Here is a 2,759-nt window from a genome sequence, read left to right on the forward strand (position 1 = left end):
AGCGCGGCGTCGCCGTGCAGCTCGCCTTCGCATTCGATGTCGGGGTTCTGCTCGCGGAACAGCGCCGCGGCACGGCGCATGCGCTTGGCCGAGGCCCGGGTGCTGGAGCCGAACATCGAGTGCGACAGGAAGGCCGCCTTGGGCGGCACGCCGAAGCGGCGCAGTTCTTCGGCCGCCATCGAGCCGATCTCGGCCAGCGCTTCGCTGCTGGGCTCTTCATTCACGAAGGTGTCGGCGATGAACAGCATGCGGTTTTCCAGCAGCACGCCGTTCATCGTGGCAAAGGTGTTGGCGCCGGGCGCGCGGCCGATCAGGTCGCGCACATGGTCCAGGTGGTGCTCGAAGCGGCCCACCAGGCCGCACAGCATCGCGTCGGCATCACCCCGGCGCACCATCATCGCGGCGATCAGCGTGTTGGAGCGGCGCACCGCGGCCTTGGCCATGTCGGGCGTGACGCCCTCGCGGCCCATCAGGCGCTGGTAGTCCTCCCAGTAGGCGCGGTAGCGGTTGTCGTTCTCGGGGTCGACCACCTCCACGTTGACGCCGGGCTTGAGCCGCAGGCCGGCCCGCTCGATGCGCATCGAGATGACCGACGGGCGGCCGATCAGGATGGGACGGGCCAGGCCTTCGTCCAGCGCGATCTGCACCGCGCGCAGGGTGCGCTCGTCCTCACCTTCGGCATAGGCCACGCGGGCCGGCTGCGCCTTGGCGGCGGCAAACACCGGGCGCATCACCATGCCGGTCTGGTAGACGAAGCGGGTGAGCGACTGGCGGTAGGCCTCGATGTCGGCGATGGGCCGGGTGGCCACGCCGCTGGCGGCGGCGGCCTCGGCCACGGCCGGCGCGATGCGCAGGATCAGCCGCGAATCGAAGGGCTTGGGGATGATGTACTCGGGGCCGAAGTGCAGCTCCTGGCCCGGGTAGGCGGCGGCCACCTCGTCGCTGATCTCGGCCTTGGCCAGCGCAGCGATCTCGCGCACGCAGGCCAGCTTCATCTCTTCGGTGATGCGGGTGGCCCCGCAGTCCAGTGCGCCCCGGAAGATGTACGGGAAGCACAGCACGTTGTTCACCTGGTTCGGATAGTCCGAACGGCCGGTGGCGATGATGCAGTCGGGCCGCGCGGCCAGCGCCAGCTCGGGGCGGATCTCGGGCTCGGGGTTGGCCAGCGCCAGGATCAGCGGCTTGGGACCCATGGTGCTCACCATCTCGGGCGTCAGCACGCCGGCGGCCGAGCAGCCCAGGAACACGTCGCAGCCCTTGACCACGTCGGCCAGCGTGCGGGCGCTGGTCTTCTGGCAGTAGCGCTGCTTGCTTTCGTCCAGCTTGCCATTGCGCGCGTCTTCACGCTCGCTCTGGATCACGCCGCGCGAATCGACCACGAAGATGTTGTCGCGCGGCACGCCCAGGCCCACCATCACGTCCAGGCAGGCAATGGCGGCTGCGCCGGCGCCCGAGGCCACCAGCTTGACTTCGCTGAGCTTCTTGCCCACCAGCTCCAGGCCGTTGAGCAGCGCCGCGCCCGAGATGATGGCCGTGCCGTGCTGGTCGTCGTGGAAGACCGGGATCTTCATCCGCTCCTTCAGCGCCTTCTCGATGTAGAAGCACTCGGGCGCCTTGATGTCCTCGAGGTTGATGCCGCCGAGCGTGGGCTCCAGCGCGGCGATGATCTCGATCAGCTTGTCCGGGTCCTTCTCGGCCAGTTCGATGTCGAAGACGTCGATACCGGCGAACTTCTTGAAGAGGCACCCCTTGCCTTCCATCACCGGCTTGGCGGCCAGCGGGCCGATGTCGCCCAGGCCCAGCACCGCGGTGCCGTTGGTGACCACGCCCACCAGGTTGCCGCGCGAGGTGTATTCGGCAGCTGCGTTCGGGTCTTCCTCGATCGCCAGGCAGGGGTAGGCGACGCCCGGGGAGTAGGCCAGCGACAGGTCGCGCTGGTTCAGCAGCGCCTTGGTCGGCGTGACCGAGATCTTGCCGCGCGAAGGGGCACGGTGGTATTCGAAGGCGGCGTCGCGCAGTGCCTGCTCAGCCGGGGACAGTTCTTTAGCCATGGGGTCTCCTGGGATCTCTGCGCGAAGTCGTTGCAAGCTTCACGCAAGGTTCGCAGGGTACTGCGGATCGAACGGCGCCCGCCCGCATTCCCGCTGCGAATGTTTGAGTTGACGTCCCGGGCCGCGCCACGTCCTGCTGCGACCCACCCCGGGGCTGCGCCGTCAGCCGGCGGCGCGCTTTTGCAGAATCTCGAACGCGGGCAGCGTCTTGCCTTCCAGCACTTCCAGGAAGGCGCCGCCGCCGGTGGAGATGTAGCCCACCTTCACGTCGTACTTGGCGATGGCCGCCAGCGTGTCGCCACCGCCGGCGATGCTGAAGGCGCTGCTCTCGCCGATGGCCTTGGCCACCGTCTCGGTGCCCTTGGCGAAGGCATCGAACTCGAACACGCCCACCGGGCCGTTCCACACGATGGTGCCGGCGGCCTTGAGCTGCTGGGCCAGCATGTCGGCCGTCTTCGGGCCGATGTCGAGGATCAGGTCGTCGTCGGCCACGTCGGTGGCGGCCTTGACGGTGGCCGGCGCATCGGCCGCAAAGGCCTTGGCCGTGACCACGTCCACCGGGATGGGCACGGCCGCGCCGCGCGCCTTCATCGACTCGATCACCGCCTTGGCCTCGCCGACAAGCGCGTTCCGAACAAGCCAGAAGCTCGTCGGCAGATCTTTTGGTGCCTCAGCTGGTAAGAACCAGTGTGAGAGCAGTGCCTTTTG

Annotated in this window: 1 protein-coding gene and 1 pseudogene; both read right to left on the reverse strand. The window is 68.4% G+C overall.

Features of this window, described 5'->3' with window-relative positions:
* A partial coding sequence (locus tag ABNT58_RS17095; RefSeq protein WP_348754651.1) for an NADP-dependent malic enzyme occupies positions 1 to 2,051 on the reverse strand: 2,051 nt, incomplete at its 3' end.
* A 162-nt stretch (positions 2,052 to 2,213) separates the two neighbouring features.
* Positions 2,214 to 2,675: pseudogene (gene pgk / locus ABNT58_RS17100) on the reverse strand (phosphoglycerate kinase); the annotation flags it as partial.
* Positions 2,676 to 2,759: the final 84 nt, after the last annotated feature.

It is taken from the genome of uncultured Aquincola sp. (assembly GCF_964001545.1).
Classification (GTDB): domain Bacteria; phylum Pseudomonadota; class Gammaproteobacteria; order Burkholderiales; family Burkholderiaceae_C; genus Aquincola.